The sequence below is a fragment of the Pseudomonas sp. RC4D1 genome (assembly GCF_018390395.1).
GTDB classification, from domain to species: domain Bacteria; phylum Pseudomonadota; class Gammaproteobacteria; order Pseudomonadales; family Pseudomonadaceae; genus Aquipseudomonas; species Aquipseudomonas danubii.
Window position 1 is genome coordinate 1,476,251 of the sequence record NZ_JAHBAW010000002.1, and the last position, 22,836, is coordinate 1,499,086.

General features: G+C 63.9%; 25 protein-coding genes. 6 read left to right on the top strand and 19 right to left on the bottom strand.

Annotated features, from left to right (window positions below; translation table 11 throughout):
* Positions 1–87: 87 nt before the first annotated feature.
* Positions 88–522 (bottom strand): multidrug/biocide efflux PACE transporter, encoded by a 435-nt coding sequence (locus tag KHO49_RS22335; RefSeq protein WP_102880622.1) that lies wholly within the window; start codon positions 520–522, stop codon positions 88–90.
* A gap of 89 nt (positions 523–611) precedes the next feature.
* On the opposite strand from KHO49_RS22335, the gene KHO49_RS22340 reads away from it, so the two are divergent.
* Entirely contained in the window at positions 612–1,466 is an 855-nt protein-coding gene (locus KHO49_RS22340) for a LysR family transcriptional regulator (protein WP_102880623.1), read from the top strand.
* A 42-nt stretch (positions 1,467–1,508) separates the two neighbouring features.
* Here KHO49_RS22340 and KHO49_RS22345 read toward each other — a convergent pair whose 3' ends face one another.
* The 4 genes from KHO49_RS22345 to KHO49_RS22360 all read right to left on the bottom strand — a co-directional run bounded on the left by KHO49_RS22345 (position 1,509) and on the right by KHO49_RS22360 (position 4,129).
* Entirely contained in the window at positions 1,509–2,765 is a 1,257-nt protein-coding gene (locus tag KHO49_RS22345) for an RNA polymerase sigma factor (protein ID WP_102880624.1), read from the bottom strand.
* Positions 2,765–3,256, bottom strand: coding sequence for an SRPBCC family protein (locus KHO49_RS22350; RefSeq protein ID WP_102860644.1), 492 nt, complete (start codon positions 3,254–3,256; stop codon positions 2,765–2,767). Before KHO49_RS22350 ends, KHO49_RS22345 begins: the two co-directional genes overlap by 1 nt.
* A gap of 26 nt (positions 3,257–3,282) precedes the next feature.
* Entirely contained in the window at positions 3,283–3,627 is a 345-nt protein-coding gene (locus KHO49_RS22355) for a YciI family protein (protein ID WP_213665837.1), read from the bottom strand.
* Positions 3,628–3,694: 67 nt separating this feature from the next.
* Positions 3,695–4,129 (bottom strand): YybH family protein, encoded by a 435-nt coding sequence (locus KHO49_RS22360; RefSeq protein ID WP_110594797.1) that lies wholly within the window; start codon positions 4,127–4,129, stop codon positions 3,695–3,697.
* A 183-nt stretch (positions 4,130–4,312) separates the two neighbouring features.
* Here KHO49_RS22360 and KHO49_RS22365 point away from each other — a divergent pair, with 183 nt between their 5' ends.
* The gene (locus KHO49_RS22365) at positions 4,313–4,798 is read left to right on the top strand and encodes a GNAT family N-acetyltransferase (RefSeq protein ID WP_102880627.1); all 486 of its coding nucleotides are present in this window, start codon (positions 4,313–4,315) and stop codon (positions 4,796–4,798) included.
* A 94-nt stretch (positions 4,799–4,892) separates the two neighbouring features.
* On the opposite strand, the gene KHO49_RS22370 is transcribed toward KHO49_RS22365, so the two are convergent.
* The gene (locus KHO49_RS22370; protein WP_102860640.1) at positions 4,893–5,390 is read right to left on the bottom strand and encodes a GNAT family N-acetyltransferase; all 498 of its coding nucleotides are present in this window, start codon (positions 5,388–5,390) and stop codon (positions 4,893–4,895) included.
* Positions 5,391–5,611: 221 nt separating this feature from the next.
* Between KHO49_RS22370 and KHO49_RS22375 the strand changes: the two genes are divergently transcribed.
* Complete coding sequence (locus KHO49_RS22375) at positions 5,612–5,764, top strand: hypothetical protein (protein ID WP_162884081.1); 153 nt, start codon at positions 5,612–5,614, stop codon at positions 5,762–5,764.
* Here KHO49_RS22375 and KHO49_RS22380 read toward each other — a convergent pair.
* The 9 genes from KHO49_RS22380 to KHO49_RS22420 form a co-directional block, all read right to left on the bottom strand.
* Entirely contained in the window at positions 5,743–6,435 is a 693-nt protein-coding gene (locus KHO49_RS22380; RefSeq protein ID WP_102860639.1) for a response regulator, read from the bottom strand. The genes KHO49_RS22375 and KHO49_RS22380 overlap by 22 nt on opposite strands.
* The gene (locus KHO49_RS22385) at positions 6,432–9,125 is read right to left on the bottom strand and encodes a DUF4118 domain-containing protein (protein ID WP_110594799.1); all 2,694 of its coding nucleotides are present in this window, start codon (positions 9,123–9,125) and stop codon (positions 6,432–6,434) included. Before KHO49_RS22385 ends, KHO49_RS22380 begins: the two co-directional genes overlap by 4 nt.
* A gap of 60 nt (positions 9,126–9,185) precedes the next feature.
* Entirely contained in the window at positions 9,186–11,258 is a 2,073-nt protein-coding gene (kdpB, locus tag KHO49_RS22390; protein ID WP_123394109.1) for a potassium-transporting ATPase subunit KdpB, read from the bottom strand.
* 12 nt (positions 11,259–11,270) lie between these two features.
* Positions 11,271–11,954, bottom strand: a complete 684-nt coding sequence (gene kdpC, locus KHO49_RS22395; RefSeq protein WP_102880631.1) for a K(+)-transporting ATPase subunit C — start codon at positions 11,952–11,954, stop codon at positions 11,271–11,273.
* A 9-nt stretch (positions 11,955–11,963) separates the two neighbouring features.
* Positions 11,964–13,670, bottom strand: a complete 1,707-nt coding sequence (kdpA, locus tag KHO49_RS22400) for a potassium-transporting ATPase subunit KdpA (protein ID WP_110594803.1) — start codon at positions 13,668–13,670, stop codon at positions 11,964–11,966.
* Between the two features lie 13 nt (positions 13,671–13,683).
* Entirely contained in the window at positions 13,684–13,854 is a 171-nt protein-coding gene (locus KHO49_RS22405; RefSeq protein WP_162884082.1) for a hypothetical protein, read from the bottom strand.
* On the bottom strand, positions 13,838–13,936 hold the full coding sequence (kdpF, locus tag KHO49_RS22410; RefSeq protein WP_016968152.1) for a K(+)-transporting ATPase subunit F: 99 nt from the start codon (positions 13,934–13,936) through the stop codon (positions 13,838–13,840). The genes KHO49_RS22405 and kdpF overlap by 17 nt, the downstream gene beginning before the upstream one ends.
* Positions 13,937–14,189: 253 nt before the next feature.
* Positions 14,190–14,678 carry a GyrI-like domain-containing protein gene (locus tag KHO49_RS22415; protein ID WP_102860634.1) on the bottom strand — a complete coding sequence of 163 codons (489 nt, stop codon included), beginning with the start codon at positions 14,676–14,678 and terminating at the stop codon, positions 14,190–14,192.
* A gap of 69 nt (positions 14,679–14,747) precedes the next feature.
* On the bottom strand, positions 14,748–15,410 hold the full coding sequence (locus KHO49_RS22420) for a LysE family translocator (RefSeq protein WP_110594805.1): 663 nt from the start codon (positions 15,408–15,410) through the stop codon (positions 14,748–14,750).
* A 279-nt stretch (positions 15,411–15,689) separates the two neighbouring features.
* Between KHO49_RS22420 and alaC the strand changes: the two genes are divergently transcribed.
* Complete coding sequence (gene alaC, locus KHO49_RS22425; RefSeq protein WP_102880635.1) at positions 15,690–16,901, top strand: alanine transaminase; 1,212 nt, start codon at positions 15,690–15,692, stop codon at positions 16,899–16,901.
* Positions 16,902–17,076: 175 nt separating this feature from the next.
* Here alaC and KHO49_RS22430 read toward each other — a convergent pair whose 3' ends face one another.
* Positions 17,077–18,429, bottom strand: a complete 1,353-nt coding sequence (locus KHO49_RS22430) for a GntP family permease (RefSeq protein WP_047305702.1) — start codon at positions 18,427–18,429, stop codon at positions 17,077–17,079.
* 84 nt (positions 18,430–18,513) lie between these two features.
* Positions 18,514–19,047 (bottom strand): gluconokinase, encoded by a 534-nt coding sequence (locus KHO49_RS22435; RefSeq protein WP_213665838.1) that lies wholly within the window; start codon positions 19,045–19,047, stop codon positions 18,514–18,516.
* Positions 19,048–19,262: 215 nt separating this feature from the next.
* On the opposite strand from KHO49_RS22435, the gene gntR reads away from it, so the two are divergent.
* Complete coding sequence (gene gntR, locus KHO49_RS22440; protein WP_102880636.1) at positions 19,263–20,294, top strand: HTH-type transcriptional regulator GntR; 1,032 nt, start codon at positions 19,263–19,265, stop codon at positions 20,292–20,294.
* A 6-nt stretch (positions 20,295–20,300) separates the two neighbouring features.
* Here gntR and KHO49_RS22445 read toward each other — a convergent pair whose 3' ends face one another.
* Complete coding sequence (locus tag KHO49_RS22445; RefSeq protein WP_102880637.1) at positions 20,301–20,921, bottom strand: LysE family transporter; 621 nt, start codon at positions 20,919–20,921, stop codon at positions 20,301–20,303.
* 66 nt (positions 20,922–20,987) lie between these two features.
* On the opposite strand from KHO49_RS22445, the gene KHO49_RS22450 reads away from it, so the two are divergent.
* The gene (locus KHO49_RS22450) at positions 20,988–21,917 is read left to right on the top strand and encodes a LysR family transcriptional regulator (RefSeq protein WP_213665839.1); all 930 of its coding nucleotides are present in this window, start codon (positions 20,988–20,990) and stop codon (positions 21,915–21,917) included.
* Here the strand turns inward: KHO49_RS22450 and KHO49_RS22455 are convergent.
* A complete protein-coding gene (locus KHO49_RS22455; RefSeq protein ID WP_213665840.1) occupies positions 21,914–22,831 on the bottom strand; it encodes a LysR family transcriptional regulator in 918 nt (305 codons plus the stop codon). The two genes, KHO49_RS22450 and KHO49_RS22455, sit on opposite strands and share 4 nt — an antisense overlap.
* Positions 22,832–22,836 lie beyond the last annotated feature (5 nt).

A 22,836-nucleotide genomic window follows, 5' to 3' on the forward strand; every position in this document is an offset into this window, starting at 1 on the left:
AAATCAGCTCGCAGACCTCTACGCCATAATAGGCCCCCCGTGGGTTTTCGCCGGCCGAAACCGGCGACTATCACAAAGGCCTGCGGCTCAATGAGCCAGACGCTGTTGCAACCACTTGTCCCGCAGTACGTCGTAGGCCCAGTGGTAGAGGTAGGTGTAGGGCAGAAAGAACAACAGCACGCCGATATCGAGGATGAACGCCTGCAACAGGCTGACATTCAACCACCAGGCAATCAGCGGTACACCCATCGCCACCAGACCGCCTTCGAACAGCAGGGCATGCAGGACCCGGGTCCAACCATTGCGTGCAAGTTGCAGGCGCTTGAGCAGACGATCGAACAGACCGTTGAACACCACGTTCCAGATCAGCGCCAAGAGGCCGATGCCGATGGTCACCAGGCCCATGTCAGCCATGGGTTTATCCATGATCCAGGACAGCAGCGGCGTGCAGATCAGCACGGCCAGCAGCTCAAAACCTACAGCCTGGAAAATACGTTCGGTAAGGGATTTGTGCAGGCTCATTGCCGTGCTCCTTGAGTGAATGTGTTGGCGATCTTCCAGGATCAGGTCGATACTTCATAATCAATAACCATCGACCAAGGCGATAGTTTATGGCCTCACACGAAGTGCTGCTGGCGTTCGTCCAGGCAGCGACCCAGGGTTCCTTTTCCGCCGCCGCCCGCAAGCTGGGCAAGAGCCAGTCCACCATCAGCGCGGCGGTGGCCAGCCTGGAAATCGACCTCAATGTGCAATTGTTCGATCGGGCCAGCCGCAAGCCCGGCCTGACCCCCGCCGGGCAGGTGATGCTGCAGCACGCGGAGGAAATCCTCGCGGCCACCAGCCGCCTGGAAATGGCCGCCAGCCAACTGTCCCAGGGAGTCGAGGCGAAACTTACCGTTGCCCTGTCCGACACCTATCAGTCGGATCGCTTTGAAAGCTGCCTGAGCGCCTTCGAGCAGCGTTACCCGGACCTGGAACTGGAATGCCTGATTGCCGAATGCGAAGACCTGATCGCCCTGGTGCAAAGTGGCCGGGCGCACATCGCCTTTGCCGAGATGCAGGCCGATTACCCGGCGGACCTGGATCACCAGACCCTGGATGAACAGGGTGAAATGTCCCTGTACGTCTCCCGCAAGCATCCGCTGGCCCGGCTCGAGCACGTCGATCAGGAAGCCCTGCGCCAGCACCGGGAGCTGCGCCTGGCGACGGTGCTCAACCCCTACGACAGCCGTCCCCAGGGACGGGTCTGGTCGGCGCCCAGCTACCTGATGCTGCTGGAAATGGCCCAGGGCGGTTTTGGCTGGGCGCCGTTGCCGAGCTGGCTGGTGGAAGGCTTTGGCGCCGGCAAATTGCAGGAACTGAACGTACGCGGCTGGCCGCGCAAGGTGGTGGTGGATGCCCTCTGGTCGCGCCTGCACCCGCCCGGGCCGGCCGGGAGCTGGCTATTGGGGCGGATGCTGGAGTGAGGCAGCTCGGGTATCCGCCCCTGTAGAGCGCGCCCTGTAAAGCTACGCAGAGCTGGAGACCAGTTGGGCCAGGCGCGCTTCGAGAAAACGCCGTTCCGGAGCTTGCCGGGTCAGGGCCAAGGCTCTTTGATAGGACTCCCGCGCCGCCTCGACTCGCCCCAACTGCCGGCAGAAGTCGGCACGGGCAGCGTGGATCAGGTGGTAATCCTGCAAGTCGCCGCGCTGCAGGATGGCCTCCACCTGCTCCAGGCCGGCCGCGGGGCCGTCACGCTTGGCCAGGGCCACGGCACGGTTGAGCTCGATCACCGGCGAAGGCTGCAGCCGCAGCAACACCTCATACAGGCCGACGATCTGCGGCCAATCGGTCTGTTCGGCGCTGGGAGCCTCGGCATGCACCGCGGCAATCGCCGCCTGCAGGCAATAGGCTCCGCCGCGTCCGCTGCGCAACCCGCGCTCCACCAGGGCACAGCCTTCGTCCATCAAGGCCCGCTGCCACAGGGAGCGGTCCTGCTCATCCAGCAGGATCAACTCGCCCGTGCTGGAGAGTCGCGCCCCACGTCGCGACTCGTGCAACAGCATCAGGGCCAGCAGGCCCAATACCTCCGCTTCCGGTAACAGCTCCAGCAGCAGGCGCCCCAGGCGTATCGCTTCACGGGTCAGGTCCTCACGGGTCAACTCGGCCCCCATGGACGCCGAATAGCCTTCGTTGAACACCAGGTAGATCACTCGCAAGACACTGTCCAGGCGCTCGGGCAACTCGTCCAGCGTCGGCACCTGATAGGGAATTCCGGCGTCGCGGATCTTCGCCTTGGCCCGCACGATACGCTGGGCGATGGTGGCCGGAGAGACAAGAAAGGCCCGGGCGATTTCCTCGGTGCTCAGGTCGCAGATTTCCCGCAGGGTCAGTGGCACCTGGGCGTCTGCCGCCAGCGCCGGGTGGCAACAGGTGAAGATCAACCGCAGGCGATCGTCTTGCACGTCCTCACCGTCCCAGTCGTGCTGTTCCAGGTGCTCCAGCTGGCTGACCAGCGCCGCCTGGGAAGCGGCGAAGCGCGCCCGCCGGCGCAAGGCATCGATGGCCTTGAAGCGTCCGACGGACACCAGCCAGGCCCGAGGATTGTCCGGGACGCCGTCCTTTTGCCAACGCTCCACGGCGACAAAGAAGGCCTCGTGCAAGGCCTCTTCAGCCAGGTCGAAATCCCCCAGCAGGCGGATCAGGGTGGCGAGAATGCGCCGCGATTGCTCGCGGTAGACCCGCGCCACCAGGACCTGCACGGCCTCACCGGATTGACCCGGCATCAGTCCGCCATGCCTTGGGTCACCAGGGCCACCAGACGCTCCAGGCTCTCTCCCCAACCCTGGTGAAATCCCATGGCTTCGTGGGCTTGCCGATCGGCTTCGCTCCAATGCATGGCGCGGGCGGTGTAGAGCGTCTTGCCGTCCTGCTCCTCGAAGGTCACTTCAGCGGTCATGAACGGCTTGCCCGAAGGAATCCAGCCCGGCACATAGGCATCGGTGAACACCAGGCGCGACGGCGCGTGGATCTCCAGGAACACCCCCATGGTCGGGTATTCGGCACCGTCCGCAGCCCGCATCAACGTGCGAAACTGGCCACCGACCCACAGATCCATTTCACACTCCGGGGTGGTCATGCCGTGCGGCCCCCACCATTGCGCCAGCAACGCCGGCTCGGTCCAGGCGCGAAACACCCTGGCCCGCGGCGCATCGATCAAGCGGCTGATGGACAGTTCATGCTCGGCGGCCTGGCGGCCGACTGTTGAAAAGGTCATTGGCAAACTCCTGCTTATGCTTGTTATCAGGGATTGAGTTCACGCACAGGACGCACTTCGACACTGCCGACCCGGGCCGCCGGAATGTTCCCCGCCACCTGGATCGCTTCATTCAAATCCCTGGCCTCGATCAGGTAGAAACCGGCCAGTTGCTCCTTGGTTTCGGCGAACGGACCATCGGTGATGGAGAGCTTGCCGCCACGCATGCGCACCGTGGTGGCGGTCTGTATCGATTGCAACGCCTCGGCGGCAAGCATCCGTCCGCTGCCCTGGACCGACTCGGCATAGGCCTGGCACTCGGCGTCCTTGGGGCTCTCGGGCAGGCTGTGCAACAAATGTTCATCGCTGTAGACCAGACAGAGGTATTTCATGGGTGTCTCCGGGTTCGGGCTGATCAACTATGGTTGCTGTTTTGTCCTTTGGCGAACCGCCCGCTCATCAAGGTTGCAGATCGAACTGAGTGGTCCCGGTCTGCATGTCGAACGGCGCCGACCAGTGTTCATGCACCACTTGCCACTGCCCGTCGCGCAGCTCATAGGCGGCGCTCACCCGCATCCAGCAGGCCTTGGTCTGCCCTTGGGCATCGGTGCCCCCGCAATGGGCCAGCCAATGGGCGAACGCCAGCGCCTCGGCGGCCCGCACCTGCAGCTGGTGGAACTCGAAGATGCCCGGCCCCGGGCACTCCTGCATGCAGGCTTGCCAATGTTCACGGTAGGCCGCCTTGCCCGAATACTGCAGGGCGCCGACGGCGTCGAAAGAGACGATGTCATCGGCGTAAAAGCTGACGATACGCTCGATGTCCCTGGCGACCACCGCCTGCTGCCAATGGCCGATCAGGCTACGGATCTGTGCTTCGCTGGATGGGTTGTGCATGGCAAAACTCCTCAAGGGTGGAATCAACCGGCACCGGGCAGCCCCTGCAAGAGCGCACTTGAATGCTCGGTACACCCTTAGTCGTCTGGCCAGCCAGACAATCGACAACCTCGATAAAAAATTTTACCGCTCGGGCAAAATCGCTAGAATCCGCCCCCTTCCCTCCCCTGGACAGTCCCGCCAGTGACCACTCGTCTCGTGCCTTATGAACAGCTCGACAGCCATCAGCGTGCCCAACTGCTGAGCCTTGAAGTACGGCCTGAACAGAGAGCGTTTTCCGGGGATATCCATGGCGCGCTGTACACCTTGGGCAATGCACCGGCTGGCGCCATCAAGGGCTTTGCCCTGCTCAGCGACGAACGGCCGGTGGCGTTCCTGCTGCTCAAGCACGCGCCTTGCCTGCCGGCCTGGGCCGAGGCCGACCACGCCACCCTGCACGCCCTGCAAGTGGACCTGCCGTTCCAAGGCCAGGGACTGGGCACCGCCTGCCTGCAAGCCCTGCCCGGCGCCGCGCTCCAGGAGTGGCCGCAGCTCAAGGGCCTGATGCTGGCGGTGGATGCCGACAACCAGGCCGCACTCCAGCTCTATCTCAAGCTGGGCTGGGTCGAGAATGGCGAAGCCTGCAAAGGCCGGATGGGTTATGAACGCAGGATGGTCCTGGCGTTTTGAGTTCAGCACTTCAACTCAAGGGCACTCCTGCTTAGCAGCCCCCTGAAAAGCCCCTACGCCGGCGCCCCTTGTGCATCAGGGGCATGCCTGGGACTTACAACCCCCGCACCATCTCATGCCAGGCCATGCCGCCGTGGTCCGACGCCGACGCCTTGACATAGACGAAGCCAAAGCGCTCGTAGAGCGGCACATGGCGTTCCTTGCACATCAGGTGGATGCGCGCCTTGCCCAGCTCGGTCATGCGCGCAATGAAGGCTTGCAACAGTTGCCGGGACAGACCCTGGCCCTGGAAATCCGGATGCACCACCACCGACATGATCACCACTTCGGAACCGGCCGGGTCGTGACCGATCAGTTCCTTGAAGGCTTCGTCGGCCATCTGCACCTCGAAGGTGGCACCGGAGTTGATGAAGCCGGCCACTGCGCCCTCCACTTCGGCGACGATAAAGCCCTCGGGCCAGGTGGCGATGCGGGTAGCGATCTTTTCCCGAGTCGCGGCTTCGTCGCCTTCGTAGGCCAGGGTCTCGATGGCAAAGCAAGCATCCAGGTCGGTGGGCAGGACGGTACGGATCAGCGGGGTCGAAGCAGTCATGGGAGGCAACCTGAAGACGGTGAAGGGTGGCCGATTCTAGCAAGAGTGGCGTTGCCGGGAGCCTGGCGTATGCAGGGCATAGGGATAGTCGGGGCCGCCGTAAAGCTTTCATATAAACCCTGGCAAGGGCGGCGCCCAGGGATTATCTATCTGATCCCCGACGCCTCCTGGCCGGCCCCATCAAGCCGGTCCTGCCGCGTCTTGCCCACAGGACTTTCCCCATGAGCAACATCCAGATCGGCCTTCTTGTGCTGTTCAGCATCACCGCCTTCGGCTGCATCACCTTGTACATCGATTTTGTACATGAGCGGCGTCGCGGCAAAAAAGCCCTGAGCGGCGCCACCAGGCAGGATCAGAGCCCCACCAGGCGATAACCCACCTGCAACTCGGTGATCAGGTGCTGGGGCTGAGCCGGATCAGCCTCCAGCTTCTGCCGCAGATGGGCCATGTGCACCCGCAAGTAATGGGCGCGGTCGACATAGTCCAGGCCCCAGACCTCCAGCAGCAGTTGGCGATGGGTCAGGACCCGGCTCTGGCCGCGGATCAGGGCACAGAGCAGACGGTATTCGATGGGTGTCAGGTGCACCAACTGCCCTTCGCGGCGCACCTCATGGGTGGCCAGGTCGACCTCGATGGCACCGAAGGCCACCTTGCTGGTGGCCGCCACTGCGCCGCTCTGGCCGTGGCGCCGCAGTTGTGCGCGAATGCGCGCCAGCAACTCCGGCACCCCGAAGGGTTTGACCAGATAATCATCAGCGCCGGCATCCAGGGCGGCGACTTTCTCGTCTTCGCGGTCCCTGGCCGACAGCACCAGGATCGGCACCGCCAGCCAGCCGCGCAGCTCGCTGATCAATTGCTTGCCATCGCCATCCGGCAGGCCCAGGTCGACGATCACCAGATCCGGCTGGCGGCTGGCGGCATGGATCAGGGCGCGCTTGACGCTGTCGGCCTCGAACACCTGGAAACCTTCGTCCTCCAGGGCAATGCCGACAAAACGGCGGATGTTGGCTTCGTCCTCGACAATCAGGATGCGTGGGTTGCTCATAGGGCTTCCATGGATGGCGGTTGTCCCGCCGGCAAGGTGATGACAAAACTCAGCCCGGCGTCGGCGTGAGGCTGGGCCTCGATACGCCCGCCATGGGCCTCGACAATCCGTTTGGCCAGGGCCAGCCCCAGGCCGATCCCGGCCACCGCGGACTCCTGCTGGCCACGGCTGAAGGCCTCGAACAGGCTGTCCGGGGAACTGCCCTTGGGACAGCCGGGGCCGGAGTCGCTGACCTGCAGGATGATCTGCTGGTCCACCTGGCGGGCCGTGATCTGCACCAGGGTGCCGGCAGGGGTGTACTTGGCGGCGTTGTCCAGCAGGTTCACCAGCACCCGTTCCAGCAGCAGCGCATCCACCTCCACCAGCGGCAGATGGGGCGCCATGGTCACCCGCAGTTCATGTCTGGCCAGGGGCTCGCGCAACTGGCGCAGGGCGCTGCCGACAATCTCCTCCAGGGAATTCCACTGACGCTTGAGGCGCACCCCGCGTTCCTGCATGCGCGCCATGTCCAACAGGTTTTCGATCAGGCGCTGCATCGACGTGGCTTGATCATGGATGCCATGCAACAGCTCGGGCAGCGGGCCACTGGGGGCATGGGGCAACGCGGCATCGGCGGCCCCGATGATGGTGGTCAGCGGAGTGCGCAAGTCATGGGAAATAGCGGCGAGCAAAGTGTTGCGCATGCGTTCGCCTTCCATCTGCACCACGGTGCTCTGCGCCACTTCGACGTAATGCACCCGCTCCAGGGCGATTGCCAGCTGGCTCATACAGGCCTCCAGCAGGCGCTGCTCCTCGGGTTCGTTGAGGCGTTCGGCGTCCGCCAGCTCCAGCACCAGCACCCCGCGCACGCGCATCGGCGCCTTGAGCGGCAGGTAGCAGCCCTTGGCCGCCGCCAGGGTGTCGGTGCCGCTGCCTGCCGGCTGGTCGTGGTCATAGGCCCACTGGGCAATGCTTTCATCAATCGCCAGGGTATTGGCATTCAAGGCTCGCACGCGATTGTCCGCATCCGGCAGCGCCAATCCGACCCGGGCCTCGAACACCCCGCTGAAGGTGCGCAGGGCCACGGCGCAGATCTGCTCCTCGGTCAGTGCCGCCGACAACTCCCGAGCCAGCCCGGCCAGGGAGGTGGCGCGGCGCTCGCCTTCGGCGGCAGTGCGGGCCTGGTGGCGCAGCCGCGCGGTGAGCTGGCCGGTGATCAGGGCAATGCCAAGCATCAAGGCGAAGGTGAAGAAATACTGGGTGTCGTTGACGGTGAACGACAACACCGGCTGGACGAAGAAGAAGTCGAAACACAGCACCGCCAGCATGGCCGCCCAGACACCCGGCCCCCGCCCGAAACGCAAGGCCACCAGAACCACAGTGAGCAGGAACAACATCACCACGTTGGCCGGGTCGAACACCTTCAGCAGCAGCGCCGCCACTGCAGTGGCGGCAAAACAGGCCAGGCTGGCCCACAGATAGGCCGGCGCTCGGCTCGGGGTCAAACCGGCCTCTGGCTTGTCCGCAGCGGCCGGGCGCCGGCTCAAGGGCCCGTTGGCGATCACGATCTGATCGATTTCCGGATGCTGGCGGCTGATGCGATCACTCACCGACTGATGCCAGAACTGCCAGACCTTGCGCGGGTAATGGCCCAGCACCAGGCGATTGGCATTGTGCTCGCGGGCACAGGCCACCAGCGCCTCGGCCACGTCCAGGCCGGGCAGGGTCGCGGTCTCGGCGCCGAACTCGGCGGCCAGGGCCAGGGTCTTCATCGCCGCCGCATAACGGCTGGCGCCGTGGCCACGACGTTGCGCCGAGGCCACGTGCACGACGATCCAGTCGGCTTCGAGTTTCTGCGCCAGGCGCGCGGCCTCGCGCACCAGGCGTTCGTCCGCCGGGTCGCCGGCGATCCCCACCAGCAAGCGCTCACGGGCCGGCCACAGGGCATTGATCGAACGCTCGCGGCGATAGTCGCGCATTTGCGCATCGACCCGGTCGGCGGTACGGCGCAGGGTCAGCTCGCGCAGGGCCAACAGGTTGCCCTTGCGGAAAAAATTGCGTGAAGCGCGCTCGGCCTGGGGCCCCATGTAGACCTTGCCGTCCTTGAGGCGACGCAGCAGGTCGTCCGGTGGCAGGTCGATCACCAGCACTTCGTGGGCCTCATCGAACAGGTGATCAGGCACCGTCTCGCGCACGCGGATGCCGATGATGCCGCTGACGATGTCGTTGAGGCTTTCCAGGTGCTGGACGTTGAGGGTGGTCCAGACATCGATCCCGGCCCGCAGCAGTTCTTCCACATCCTGCCAGCGTTTGGGATGCCGGGAACCGGGGACGTTGCTGTGGGCCAACTCGTCCACCAGCAACACCGAAGGACGTCGCGCCAGGGCCGCGTCCAGGTCGAATTCGGGCAAGGCATAGTCGCGGTGCATCAGGCTGTGACGCTCCAGCACCTCCAGGCCTTGCAGCAGCTCGGCGGTTTCCCGCCGGCCGTGGGTTTCCACCACCCCGGCCACCACATCGCGGCCCAGGGCCACTTCATTGCGGGCGGCGGTGAGCATGGCGCAGGTCTTGCCGACCCCGGCGTTGGAACCGAAATAGATCCGCAGCTTGCCGCGCTGGGCGGCTTGTTCGTCCTGTTGCAGCTTTTCCAGCAGCGCATCGGGATCGGGGCGCCCGTCGCGGGGCGCAGGACTTGCATCAAGCACAGTCATGAGCTTCCTTAAATGAACAATGCGGCGCCCCCAGGGAGCGCCGCATTGCCTGTCCTTGCGTCAAACCAGGCCAAGCCCGGCCAGCAGCATGTCAATCAGCTTGATCCCGGCAAAGGGTACCAGCACCCCGCCCAGTCCGTAGATCAGCAGGTTGCGGTTAAGCAAGGCCGCCGCGCCGATGGACCGATACTTCACCCCCTTGAGCGCCAGGGGGATGAGGAACACGATGATCAGCGCGTTGAAGATCACCGCACTGAGAATCGCCGAGTTCGGGCTGGTCAGTTGCATCACGTTCAACGCGCCCAATTGCGGGTAAGTGGCGACGAACGCGGCCGGTACGATAGCAAAATACTTGGCCACGTCGTTGGCCACGCTGAAGGTAGTCAGGGCGCCGCGGGTCATGAGCATCTGCTTGCCGACTTCCACCACCTCGATCAGCTTGGTCGGGTTGCTGTCCAGGTCGACCATGTTGCCGGCTTCCTTTGCCGCCTGGGTGCCGCTGTTCATCGCCACCGCGACGTCGGCCTGGGCCAGCGCCGGGGCGTCGTTGGTGCCGTCGCCGGTCATGGCCACCAGCTTGCCCTTGGCCTGGTAGTCGCGGATCAGTTGCAGCTTGTCCTCGGGACGGGCCTCGGCGAGGAAATCATCGACCCCGGCCTCCACGGCAATCGCCGCCGCGGTCAGACGGTTGTCGCCGGTGATCATCACGGTCTTGATGCCCATGCGCCGCAGTTCGGCAAAGCGCTCCTTCATCCCGCCCTTGACCACATCCTTGAGTTCCACCACGCCCAGGGCCTGGGCGCCGTCGCTGACCACCAGTGGCGTGCTGCCGCGCCGGGAGACTTCGTCGACCTTGGCCTGCAAGGCCGGCGGGAAGCTGCCACCCAGGGCTTCGATGTGCCGGCGAATGGCATCGGCCGCGCCCTTGCGGATGCTGCGCCCCTGCGGCAGGTCGACGCCGCTCATGCGGGTCTGCGCGCTGAACTGCACGAAGCTGGCGCCCAGGGCCTCGATGTCGCGGCCACGGATGTCGAACTTCTGCTTGGCCAGCACCACGATGCTGCGGCCTTCCGGGGTTTCATCCGCCAGGGAGGCCAGTTGCGCGGCGTCCGCCAGTTCGCTGTCCTTGATTCCCGGGGCCGGCAGGAAGGCGCTGGCCTGACGGTTGCCCAGGGTGATGGTGCCGGTCTTGTCCAGCAGCAGCACGTCGACGTCACCAGCGGCTTCCACAGCGCGCCCGGAAGTGGCGATGACATTGGCCGACATCATCCGGCTCATACCCGCCACGCCGATGGCCGAGAGCAGGCCGCCGATGGTGGTGGGAATCAGGCACACCAGCAACGCCACCATCACCGTGGCGCTGATCACGCTGCCGGTGCCGCTCATGGCCACGGCGAAGATCGAGTACGGGCTCAGGGTCACGATCACCAGCAGGAACAGCAGGGTCAGCCCCACCAGGAGAATGGTCAGGGCCACCTCGTTGGGGGTCTTCTGGCGCTTGGCCGATTCCACCATGGAGATCATGCGGTCCAGGAACGACTCACCGGGGTTGACGCTGATGCGCACCACCAGCCAGTCGGACAGCACCTTGGTGCCGCCGGTGACCGAGGAGAAGTCGCCCCCGGCCTCGCGGATCACCGGCGCCGATTCACCGGTAATGGCGCTCTCGTCCACCGTGGCCACGCCTTCGATGACCTCGCCATCCAAAGGCACCAGGTCGCCGGCTTCGATCAGCACCACCATGTCCTTGCGCAGCTCGCTGGCAGCCATGGGCAACCAGGCAGCGCCATGCTTGGGCTGCTGCAACAGCTTGGCCAGGGTCTGGCGCTTCATGCCCTTGAGGCTCGCGGCCTGGGCCCGGCTGCGGCCCTCGGCCAGGGCTTCGGCGAAGTTGGCAAACAGCACGGTGAACCACAGCCACAGGGTGATGCTGAGGATGAAGCCGCTGGAGGCCTCGCCTTCACCGCCCAGGGACTGGAACCACAGCAGGGTGGTGAGAATGCTGCCCAGGTAGACCACGAACATCACCGGGTTCTTCCACTGCGCCTGAGGCAGCAGCTTCTTCACCGCATCCAGGCACGCCGTGAACAGCAGCCCACGGTCGAACAACGCTATACGAGGGTTATTACTCATGATCGGTATCTCTTACTCACTGACCGCAAGGGGCGAGGCATGCACGGGTGCCAGGGCATCCAGCGCGAGATTGAGTTGCAGCACATTGACCCGGGGCTCGCCCAGCAGGCCGAAGGTGCGGCTTTCGCTGTGGTCCTGCAGCAGCGCCTGCAGATCGGCCAGCGGCAGGTTGCGCAGGCGGGCCACCCGGTTCAATTGCAGCTGGGCGTTGGCCAAGGAGATGTGCGGGTCCAGGCCGGAAGCCGAAGCGGTCACCGCGTCCACCGGTACCTGCATGTCCGCCGCCAGGCCGTTGAGCTGGCGATAGGCGTTGACCCGCGCGGCTACGCTGTCCACCAGTTTCTGGTTGGTGGGGCCCAAGTTGCTGGCACCACTGGCCCCGGCGTTGTAGGGCTGGGGCACGCTCTTGCTCGGGTCCAGCGGATCGCTGCCCAGGGTCATGCTCGGGCGGCCCTGGAAATACTCCGGGCGACTGAAGGACTGACCGATCAGTGCCGAGCCCACCACCACCCCGTCACGCTGCACCAGACTGCCCTGGGCCTGAAACGGGAACAGCAGGTTGGCCAGCACGGTGGTCGCCAGCGGATAGGCCAGCCCGGTCAGCAGCATGAAGAACACCGCCGCCACCAGCACCGGGCGCAACAGGCCCTTGAACAGCACCGCAGTGGTGCCTTGGGTTTGCATTTGCGTCGTCATCACAACCCCTTACTTGTAAGTCTGGCCGGCCAGCAACTGCAGTTGCTCCACCAGCGGGCCGAGCGCGAGGGCCGGCAGGAAAGTCAAGCCACCCACCACCAGCACCACGAACACCACCAGGAACATGAACAGCGGCGTGGCAGTGGGAATGGTGCCGGCACCGGCCGGGATGTTCTTTTTCGCCGCCAGGGAACCGGCCACGGCCAGCATCGGCAGCATGGTGAAGAAACGCCCCATGAGCATCGCCAGACCGATGGTGGTGTTGAAGAACGGCGTGTTGGCATTGAGCCCGGCAAACGCCGAACCGTTGTTGGCGGTACCCGAGGCGTAGGCGTAGAGCACCTCGCTGAAACCATGGGGGCCAAGGTTGTTGAGGCTGTTCATGGTGTCCGGCCACAACGCTGCCAGGGCGGTGAAACCGAGGATGCAGATCGGGTGCGCGAGCACCGAGAGCATCACCAGCTTGATCTCCCGGGCCTCGATCTTCTTGCCGAGGAATTCCGGGCTGCGGCCGATCATCATGCCCACCAGGAACACCGTCAGCAGGGCGTACTGGATCAGGTTGATAAAGCCCACGCCGTCACCGCCAAACACGCAGTTGAGCATCATCTGCGCCAGGGGCACGAAACCGCCCATGGGAGTCAGCGAGTCATGCATGGCGTTCACCGAACCGGTGGTGGCGCCCGTGGTGGTGGTGACGAACAGCGCGGTGTCGGCGATGCCGAAGCGCAGTTCCTTGCCTTCCATGTTGCCGCCACTCTGGGTTGCCGACAGTTGCTGGTCGGCACCGACCTGGGTCAGCAGCGGATTACCGCCCTGCTCCGCAGTGAAGACAATGGCCAGGAAGCCGACGAACATCACCAGGAAAGTGCCGAAGAACACCCAGCCCTGACGCCGACGCAGCAGCATGCTGCCGAAGGCGTAGGTCAGTGCCGAAGGGATCAGCAACATGCTGAGGATGTGCAGGACGTTGGTCAGCGGGGTCGGGTTCTCGAACGGGTGGGCGGCGTTCATGCTGAAGAAGCCACCACCGTTGGTGCCGATGTGCTTGATCGACTCGAAGCTGGCCACGGCGCCGACGATCAACTGCTGCTGGGCGCCTTCCAGGGTGGTGGCCAGGGCCTGGGAGTTGAGGGTCTGGGGCATGCCCTGCCAGACATAGACCAGGGCCATGACCAGGCACAAAGGCAGCATCACCCGGTACAGGGTGCGGGTGAAGTCGACCCAGTAGTTACCGATATCCGCCGAGCTGGAACGGCTCAGGCCGCGAATGAAGCCGGCCGCGGCGACAACACCGGCGGTAGCGCCGACGAACATCAGGAAGGTGATCACCGCCATCTGGCTGAAGTTCGACAGGCTGCTTTCACCTGAGTACGCCTGCCAGTTGGTGTTGGTGATAAAGGACGCGGTGGTGTTGAACGCCAGGTCCGGGGTCTGCGCCGCCAACCCCAGGGGGTTGAGGGGCATGACGGCTTGCAGGCGCAGCACCAGGTAGCCCAGGAGCATCATCGCCGCGTTGGACAGCAACAGCGCCGAGCCATAGCGGGCCCAGCCCATGGTTTCGCCGGGGTCGATCCCCAGCAGGCGGTAGGTGGCCCGCTCGGGCAAGGCGTGGCCGCGGCCGCTGAAGACCCGGGCCAGCCATTTGCCCATGAGTACGGCGAGCCCGGTCATTACCCCGAGGATCACCGCGTATTCCAGCACAGTACTCAACATGTCGATGCTCCGTTCAAATCTTGCCCATGGCGACGATGACCAGGGCCGTCAATACAAAGAACCCCAGGGACAGGCCCACGAAGATCAGGTCGTACATGGCTGGTTTCCTTTCTCGAGAATGCCCGGACGGGCGAATGAAAATGCCGGGGTAGCGTTGGGTGCGGTCATCAGAATTTCTCGGCACGGATCAGCGCGTAACCCAGGTAGACAAACAGCAGCACGGCGCAAAAACCGCTGGCGCCGTAGATGAATTCCAGTGTCAGCAAGGCTTTTCCCCTTAATCCATTGAGGCGGCGCCGCAACCGCAGACAGCGGCCCGGGGCGCAACCGGTCAGGCACCCGGCAACGGGCACCGGCAGGGAGTCGGGAACGAGCCGTCCGCCGCTCTCCTCTGCGCCACGCAGGTTAGGTGAGGGCGTATCAAGGTCGGACACTGATTGCGGGGGGCGGTATTAAGACGGCGTATAGATTGCGGCCAAGGCCGGGGGAATCGGGGGCCGGCCAGCGCCCCCGAGGGGATCATTCACTTTTCAGCGGTAGCCAGACCTCCACCACGCCGCTGCCGGTATCGGGGTTGAAATCGGCGCTGTAGCGCTCGAATTCCGGGGCATCGGCCGCCTCGCGACCGGACTGGGGCAGCCAGGTCTTCCAGATGTAGTTGAAGGTCTGTGGCAGTTCCTGCAAGGAGCCACCGTGCTCGAACACCGCATAGTTCTGCGGCTGCACCTCGATCCAGCGATAGCGCTCGGGCAAATCGTCGAGCTTGCTGATCTCGACTCCGGCCAGGTATTCGAAGCCACCCTGGCCATCGGGGTTGCAACAGATGCCGTAGGTCACCTCATCCACTTGCCCCGGCACCTTGCCGATGTGGGGGATGAAGCGCTGCCAGAGCTGACCGATGTCCTGGCTGGCGCCAGGGGTAAACCGCTCGCTGAAGCCGGCGATCAGCAGAAAACGCTCTCTTTCGAAGCGCGGTTCTGGACCTGCGCCCTGTTTTTGCTCATCCATGAATGCCACTCCTGCCGCAGAAAAGATGGGTACGGCGGCAAGTATAGAAGCCAATCGCCAGGGCCAGGATCAGAGCGCCGGAAGGTCGACCACCCCGGCGCCGACGATGAACTCCTGATAACCGGATAGGATCACGTACACCGCGAAATAGCAGAAGATCGCCGCAGATGCCAGGTAGGAGTAGCGCAACAGCTTGTCGCCCAGCAACTTGCCGCCCTGGGTCGCGGCCAGGCACAGGCCCATGGTCCAGACCAGCCCGGCGCAAAAGAAGCCGGCCAGGAACAACCCGGAATCGGCAATCGTGCCGCCACCGGATCGGGCAATCAGGGTGCCCCCCACGGCGGCAAACCAGAGGATCGCGCTGGGGGAAGACATGGCCAGGAAGATCCCGCGCAGGAACTCCTTGCGCGGCGAACCGCGGTCCGCCTCCCCCGCCGTGGCCAGCAGCGCACTGTGATGAATGGCGGCGTAGATCATCTTTGCCGCGAAATACACCAGCAGCGCCGAACCGCCGATCCACAGCACCCAACGCACAGTTTCGTACTGCAACAGTACGGTCATCCCGGCCAGGGCCAACAGCGCGTAGATCAGGTCACCCACGCAAGTCCCGAGGCCCAGGCAGAAGCCCTGGAAATAGCCGCGCTGCATGGCCAGGGTGATCATCGCGATATTGGCCACGCCGATGTCCAGGCACAGCGAAAGGCTCAGCAAAAAGCCGCTGGTAAACTCCATCATTCATCCTGTTTGACGCTGTTGTTCGAAGAGCTGCCGAGCGGCATCAGATCTGCCCGAACGAATCAGGCACAGGCCGGGCGCCGTCCTTGCAGGCAAAAAGCGTGCACGTTATAGCGGCAAACCCGCCAGCCGGGCAAACCGCCGGCAGCGCAAAAATATTTTTCCGCTGCTCTGGACAAGCCCGCGCCAGCGCCTTTATCGTCTGCCCCCGCAGGCCACCGCAGTGGCCAACGTCGCTCGGACGGTTCCGGGCGCTTACGTCTTTTCGAGGCAACAATGGCCGAACAAGGTTCGCCGCGCCGCTTTGCGCGCATCGATCGTCTCCCCCCTTACGTTTTCAACATCACTGCCGAGCTGAAGATGGCTGCGCGTCGGCGCGGCGAAGACATCATCGACTTGAGCATGGGCAACCCTGACGGCGCGACTCCGCCGCACATCGTCGAAAAGCTGGTGACCGTTGCCCAGCGTGAGGACACCCACGGCTACTCCACCTCCAAAGGCATTCCACGGCTGCGCCGGGCGATTTCCCGCTGGTACAAGGATCGCTACGAGGTCGATATCGACCCGGAAAGCGAAGCCATCGTCACCATCGGTTCCAAGGAAGGCCTGGCGCACCTGATGCTGGCCACTCTGGACCAGGGCGATACGGTGCTGGTGCCCAACCCCAGCTACCCGATCCACATCTACGGCGCGGTGATCGCCGGCGCCCAGGTGCGCTCGGTGCCACTGGTGCCCGGAGTGGACTTCTTCGCCGAGCTGGAGCGGGCCATTCGCGGTTCGATCCCCAAGCCGAAAATGATGATCCTGGGCTTCCCCTCCAACCCCACCGCGCAGTGCGTGGAGCTGGATTTCTTCGAGCGGGTGATCGCCCTGGCCAAGCAGTACGACGTGCTGGTGATCCACGACCTGGCTTACGCCGACATCGTCTACGACGGCTGGAAAGCCCCGTCGATCATGCAGGTGCCCGGGGCCAAGGACATCGCGGTGGAGTTCTTCACCCTGTCCAAGAGCTACAACATGGCCGGCTGGCGCATCGGCTTCATGGTCGGCAACCCGGAGCTGGTCAACGCCCTGGCGCGGATCAAGAGCTACCACGACTACGGCACCTTCACCCCGCTGCAAGTGGCGGCGATTGCCGCCCTGGAAGGCGACCAGCAGTGCGTGAAAGACATTGCCGAGCAATACCGGCAACGGCGCAATGTGCTGGTCAAGGGCCTGCACGAGCTGGGCTGGATGGTGGAGAACCCCAAGGCCTCGATGTACGTCTGGGCCAAGATTCCCGAAGCCTATGCGCACCTGGGCTCCCTGGAATTCGCCAAGAAGCTGCTGGCCGAGGCCAAGGTCTGCGTGTCGCCGGGGGTGGGTTTCGGTGAATACGGCGACGATCATGTGCGCTTCGCCCTGATCGAAAACCAGGACCGGATTCGCCAGGCGGTGCGCGGTATTCGCGGGATGTTCCGCGCCGACGCCCTGGTGCAGAAAAGCTGAGACTCCTTCAGCCACAAAAAAACCGCAGCGATGCGGTTTTTTTGTGCCTGCACTGTAGCCGCTGCCGCAGGCTGCGAACGAGTGCGTAGCACTCGCGGCGATTCAGAAGCCTATCAAGGGCTGACGGTAGATCACCGGGCAAGGCCCTTCGGGCCTTTGCCCACAACCCCGCCGTTTAAACCACCAACGACAACAACAGGATGAAGATCAGGCCCACCACCGAGAGGATGGTTTCCATCGCCGTCCAGGTCTTGAAGGTCTCGGCCACGGTCATGTTGAAGTACTGCTTGACCAGCCAGAAGCCCGCGTCGTTGACGTGAGACAGGATCAAGGAGCCGGCACCGGTGGCCAGCACCAGCAGTTCGCGGTTGACCCCGGGGATCATCCCCACCACCGGCACCACGATGCCCGCGCCCGTGATGGTGGCCACGGTGGCCGAACCGGTGGCGATACGAATCACCGCCGCCACCAGCCAGGCCAGGAGGATCGGCGATATCTGCGCATTGACCGCCATGTGGCCGATCACATCACCCACGCCGCTGGTCACCAGCATCTGCTTGAAACCACCGCCGGCACCAATGATCAGGATGATCGCCGCGGTAGGCGCCAGGCTGGCGTCGAGCAAACCGAGGATCTGCTTGGAGCCGATGCCCTGCTTGTAGCCAAAGGTGTAGAGCGACAGCAGCAGGGCCAGCAGCAAGGCACTGATCGGGTGGCCGATCATGTCCATCCAGATGCGGAAGAAATGCCCGTCCGGCAGCGCCACGTCGGCGAAGGTCTTGAGCAGCATCAGGAACACCGGCAGCAGTACAGTCAGCAAGGTCACGCTGAAGCTCGGCAGATTCTGCGAGGTGTTTTCACGGGCCAGCTGGTCCACCAGTTCCTGGGACGGGTGACCCGGGATGTATTTGGCGATGAAGGTGCCGTAGATCGGACCGGCAATGATGGCCGTCGGCAGAGCAACGATCAGGCCGTAGAGAATGGTCTTGCCAATGTCGGCACCAAACACGCCGATGGCCAGCAGCGGCCCCGGATGCGGCGGCACCAGGCCGTGCACCGCCGACAGGCCAGCCAGCAGTGGAATGCCGATCTTGATCAGCGACACCCCGGTGCGTCGGGCGACGATGAACACCAGCGGGATCAGCAGCACGAAGCCGATCTCGAAGAACAGCGGGATGCCCACCAGGAACGCGGCGAACATCATCGCCCACTGCACCCGCTCCTTGCCGAACGAACGGATCAGGGTCTGGGCAATCTGATCGGCGCCGCCGGACTCGGCCATCATTTTTCCGAGCATGGTGCCCAGGGCCAGGATGATGCCGACAAAACCGAGCACGCCACCAAAACCGTCCTGGAACGCCTTGATGATCTTGTCTACCGGCATGCCCGAGGTCAGGCCGAGGAACCCCGCGGCAATGGTCAGAGCAATAAAGGGATGCAGCTTGAATCGGGTGATCAAGACGATCAGGCCGATGATAGTGACCACTGCATCAACCAGCAGATAGGTCTCTTGGGACATGCCAAACATGGGATTGCCTCCGGTTTGTTGTTTTTATTTAAGCGTTAAAAACAAGGGCCGAGTGGGATAGCGCTACCTATTTCGAGCCAGCACTTAATGTGAAGGTTCAAGGCCATGCTCCAGCCACCATTGGTTGGCCAGTTCGGCCAGGCGCTGGACGCTCAGGGTGCTGGCATCCAGGGCCAGGGTGAGCGGCTCCCCCACGGGGGATTCGAGGGTGGCGAACTGACTGTCGATCAGGGTCGAAGGCATGAAATGCCCTGGCCGGTGTGCCACGCGATCGGCGGCCACTGACGGTGTCAGTTCGAGGAAGATAAAGCCCAGACCGGGGGTCGCTGCGCGCAGGCGTTCACGGTATTTACGCTTCAAGGCCGAGCAGGTCAGTACCGGACGCTGACCGGCGGCCAGGGTCCGACGCAATTCATCGCAGAGGCTGTCGAGCCAGCCGGCACGGTCGTCGTCGTCGAGGGGAATGCCGGCGCTCATCTTGGCGATATTGGCGGCAGGGTGGAACGTATCGCCTTCAATGGCCGTGGCGCCGCTGCGTTGGCACAGCGCCTGGCTGACGCTGGATTTGCCACAGCCGGCAACACCCATGATGACCAGGGCGGTAATAGATTGACTCATGTAACACCTCAGCGCGCAGACAGCGCTACCTTCGCTAGTTCTAGTTCTAGTACAAAAACAGTGTCTGCCGACGCCTTCTTGTCATTTTTGTGGGTTGCCGCGTATATAGTCCGCCAAACCAAAGAGTGAGGGTCAGGCACACCTCGCTCACGCATTGCAGCTGTTTCAGGACAGCGCTACCTTAGTGACTTGAATTTTGTTTGGCAAGCCGTCTGATGACCCCTCATAAAAACGATAAAAGCTCCCGTACCACGGGGCGCCCTACCCTCAACGAAGTGGCGCGACTGGCCGGCGTCAGTCCGATCACCGCCTCCCGGGCCCTGCGCGGCGTCAGCAGCGTGGCCACCGAGCTGGTGGAAAAGGTGCAGAAGGCCGCGCAGGAGCTGAACTACGTGGTCAACTCCGCCGCCCGTGCCCTGGCCTCGGCCCAGAGCCAGTCGGTGGTGGTGCTGGTGCCGTCGCTGTCCAACCTGCTGTTCATCGAAACCCTGGAAGCCATTCATCAGGTCCTGCGGCCCAAGGGCTTCGAAGTGCTGATCGGCAACTACCACTACTCCCGGGACGAAGAAGAAAACCTGCTGCGCAACTACATGACCTACCAGCCCCGGGGTCTGTTGCTGACCGGTTTTGACCGTACCGAAAGCGCCCGGCGGATGATCGAGGCCAACAACATCCCCTGCGTCTACATGATGGACCTGGACCCCGGCGCCGGGCTCAATTGCGTGGGCTTCTCCCAGTTGAACGCGGGCGAGACTGCCGCCCAGCACCTGATTTCCCGTGGTCGCAAGCACCTGGCCTACGTCGGCGCACAACTGGATCAACGCACTCTGCTGCGGGGTGAAGGTTTCCGTCGCGCCCTGCAAGAGGCCGGGCTATACAACCCCGATCTGGAACTGCTGACCCCACGCCCATCCTCCGTGGGCCTGGGCGGCGAACTGTTCCTGCAACTGATGCAGAGCCAGCCACAAGTCGACGCCATCTTCTTCGGCAACGACGACCTGGCCCAGGGCGCACTGCTGGAAGCCATGCGCTGCGGGATCAAGGTTCCGGAGCAAGTGGCGGTGCTGGGTTTCAACGACCTGCCCTCCTCGGAACACATGGTGCCGCGCCTGAGCAGTATCAGCACCCCAAGGGAAGCCATCGGCCGCCGTGCAGCCGAGCAGATGCTGACCCTGCTGGCCGGCAACAGCGTGGCCGAGCCCGTGGTGGACATGGGCTTCGAGCTGCGGGTGCGGGAAAGCACCTGAGGTGTTTCAGGGCTGCAGGCTCAGCACGCTGAGCAGCAGCCCGAACCCCACCAGCACCACACCAAATACCTGATCGATACGGCGCTTGTACCCCAGCAATCGACTGGCAATGGCCGGTGCCGAGAAAAACAGCGCCACCGCCACGAACCACAACACGTGAGCCAGGACAATGATCCCCCCGTAGCCGATCTGCACCGGCAATGCCGTGCCCGGCTGGATCACCTGCATAAACAGGCTGAGAACGAAAATCATCGTCTTGGGGTTCAGCGCATTGGTCAGAAAGCCGCTGCGCAGAGCCGCCCATGACGAAGTCTCGACATTCGCCGCCCCCTCCTCGTGCGGCCCCTGGTCCGAGCCGCGCAACAGCTTGATCCCCAGATAGATCAGATAAAGCGCCCCGGCAATCTTCAGCGCGGTGAACCACAGCAGCGACTGCTGCAACAGCACCCCCACCCCCAGCAGGCTGTAGCCGATATGCAGCATGACCCCGAGCCCGATACCCAGGGCAGTGAACACACCGTGGCGGCGCGAGAGCATCAGGCTATTGCGCGTTACCAAGGCAAAATCGGCTCCGGGGCTGAGTACAGCAAGAATGGTAATGGTGATTACGACTAACAGTTCAGTCACGTTACATACGCCTTGGTTATAGAATCAGGCGCTACTGTATGGGGATCGGCACGGGGACAGCCATCGATGAAAACTGACACTCTCAGTGATAAAAACTCACAGACATTGCGCCGACGCCTGCCGCCCCTCGGCGCCTTGCGTTGCTTCGAAGCAGCGGCACGCCTGGAAAGCTTCACCCAGGCCGGCGCCGCCCTGCACCTGACCCACGGCGCCATCAGCCGCGCCGTGCGCGCCCTGGAAGAGGACCTGGGCACGGCGCTGTTCGAACGCCGCAGCCACCGGGTATTTCTGACGCCGGCCGGAGCCGAGCTGCTGCACAGCGTGACCCAGGCCCTGGACCTGATCGAGAACACCGCCAGCCGCCTGCGGGCACCGGACCCCGAGGCGCCACTGGTGCTGTCCTGCGAACCGACCCTGCTGATGCGCTGGCTGATTCCACGCCTGCCGGCGTTCCAGGCCGCTCACCCGGAAATATCGATCCAATTGCTGGCCGGCGGCGGGCCTTTCTCGTTCAACGCCGGCATCGACCTGGCGATCCGCCGCAACGATTTCGCCTGGAGCGATGAAACTCAGGCCCACTGGCTGTTCGACGAAGCCATTGGCCCCGTGTGCCGGCCGGACAAACAGGCTGACTGGACCCCTTCGCCAAACGGCCAGCCGCCCCTGGCGGAACACGCCCCGCGCCTGCACAGTGCCACCAGGCCACAAGCCTGGGAGCAGTGGCTGCAACAGCGGCAGCTGCCTGCTACCCCGCCTCTCCAGGAGCAAGTCTTCGAGCATTTCTACTTCAGCCTGCAAGCGGCGGTGGCGGGACTCGGGCTGGCCATCGCCCCCTGGCAACTGGTGCGCGATGATCTGGCTGGAGGATTGCTTTGCGCCCCTTTCGACTTCGTCGCCGACGGCAGCGCCTATTACCTGTTATCCGCCCAGGCGATCAGCGACGCTTCGGCGGCCGGTCATTTGCTGCGCTGGTTGCGTGAACAGGCCCTGGGCTAACCCCCGGGGGCGGGCAGCGGCCCCAGCGCTGGATCTTCGCCACTGAGCAATTGCACCAGGGCCAGGGCGCCCTTCTGCAGCGGCCGGTTCTTCAGCCACACCGCATGCACCGGCAATGACAAGCCGTTGTCGAGGTTCTTGAACTTCAGCCTCTGCAGGCGCCCTGCCGCCAGCAGCGGCTGGATCACCGACAAGGGGAAATTGCCCCAGCCGATGCCGGCTTCCACCATGTGCAGGGCCATGGCCAGGCTGTCGGTGCGCCACAGCGACTCGCCCACCAAGGGCCGCGTATCGCTGATGGGCAAGTCGCGACTGGCCACCACAACCTGGCGAAACCGGATCAGCTCCTCCAGGTACAACGAGCCATCGCTGGCCACAAACACCGGATGTCGCGGCGAGATGCAAGCAATCACCCGCTCACTGCCGATGTACTGGAAATACTCCAGGGCATTCACGCTCAAGCCGGCAAAGGCCACGCCCACACTCACCCGCCCACTGTGCAGCAGTTGCAGCACATCATCCTGGGGGGCACTGAGCACCTCCACCTCCAGCAGCGGATAGCGCTCGGCAATCAGCTTGATGGCGGCCAGCACTCGCTGCTTGTCGATGTCATCCACCACGGCGATCGACAGCTTGCTCTCCAGGCCCAGGGACAGCTCGATGGCGTGCACCTGCAACTGCTTGAGCTGGTCGGCGATCAACCGCGCATGGGGTGCCAGGGACAGGGCCAGGGGCGTCGGCACCGGCTCGCGATGGCGGCGATCGAACAGGGCGTAACCCAGTTCAGCCTCAAGGTTGGCAATACCCATGCTGACCGCCGAGGGCACCTTGCCCAGGGAGCGGGCCGCCGCAGAAAAGGAACCGCGCTCGAGCACGGCGAGAAACAACTGGATGCTGTCACTGGAGAAATTCATGGAGG